Source organism: Acinetobacter sp. ANC_7655, from assembly GCF_056784015.1.
On record NZ_JBWYJB010000029.1, the window covers coordinates 1 to 1,202 of the forward strand.

Consider the following 1,202-nt stretch of genomic DNA (forward strand, 5'->3'; position numbering starts at 1 on the left):
AGGAAGATCTCATGGCTAAGGCTAAGTTTGAACGTAATAAGCCACACGTTAACGTGGGCACAATCGGTCACGTTGACCATGGTAAAACAACTTTAACTGCTGCTATCGCAACTGTATGTGCGAAGAAATTCGGTGGTGAAGCTAAAGACTACGCTGCAATCGACTCTGCACCAGAAGAAAAAGCACGTGGTATTACAATTAATACATCACACGTAGAATACGATTCTCCAACTCGTCACTACGCTCACGTAGACTGCCCGGGCCACGCCGATTATGTTAAAAACATGATTACTGGTGCTGCTCAAATGGACGGCGCGATCCTTGTATGTGCTGCGACTGATGGTCCAATGCCACAAACTCGTGAACACATCCTTCTTTCTCGCCAAGTAGGTGTTCCATACATCGTTGTATTCTTAAACAAATGTGACCTTGTAGACGACGAAGAGCTTCTTGAGCTAGTTGAAATGGAAGTTCGTGAACTTCTTTCTACTTATGACTTCCCAGGTGATGACACTCCAGTTATCCGTGGTTCTGCTCTTGCTGCACTTAACGGTGAAGCTGGTCAGTTCGGTGAAGATGCAGTTGTTGCTCTTGTTGAAGCGCTTGACACTTACATCCCAGAGCCAGAGCGTGCTATTGATAAAGCATTCTTAATGCCAATCGAAGACGTATTCTCTATTTCTGGTCGTGGTACAGTAGTAACTGGCCGTGTAGAAGCTGGTATCGTGAAAGTAGGCGAAGAAGTTGAAATCGTAGGTATCAAAGACACAGTTAAAACGACAGTAACTGGCGTTGAAATGTTCCGTAAACTTCTAGACGAAGGTCGTGCGGGCGAGAACTGTGGTATCTTATTACGTGGTACTAAGCGTGAAGACGTACAACGTGGTCAAGTACTTTCTAAACCAGGTGCGATCAAGCCACACACTAAATTCGATGCAGAAGTATACGTACTTTCTAAAGAAGAAGGTGGTCGTCACACTCCATTCCTTAACGGTTACCGTCCACAGTTCTACTTCCGTACAACTGACGTAACTGGCGCGATTCAATTGCAAGAAGGCGTTGAAATGGTTATGCCTGGTGACAACGTAGAAATGTCAGTAGAATTAATCCACCCAATCGCAATGGACCCAGGTCTACGTTTTGCGATCCGTGAAGGTGGTCGTACAGTTGGTGCTGGTGTTGTTGCTAAAGTAACTGCATAA

The 1,202-nt window shown here is 45.3% G+C and carries 1 protein-coding gene; it reads left to right on the forward strand.

The window, feature by feature from the left end; translation table 11 throughout:
- Window positions 1–11 precede the first annotated feature (11 nt).
- The gene (gene tuf, locus AC1M9N_RS14445) at window positions 12–1,202 is read left to right on the forward strand and encodes an elongation factor Tu (RefSeq protein ID WP_481592547.1); all 1,191 of its coding nucleotides are present in this window, start codon (window positions 12–14) and stop codon (window positions 1,200–1,202) included.

Coding starts and splice junctions, on each gene's coding strand:
- tuf (WP_481592547.1), top strand. CDS start 12: ATGGCTAAGGCTAAGTTTGAACGTAATAAGCCACACGTTAACGTGGGC.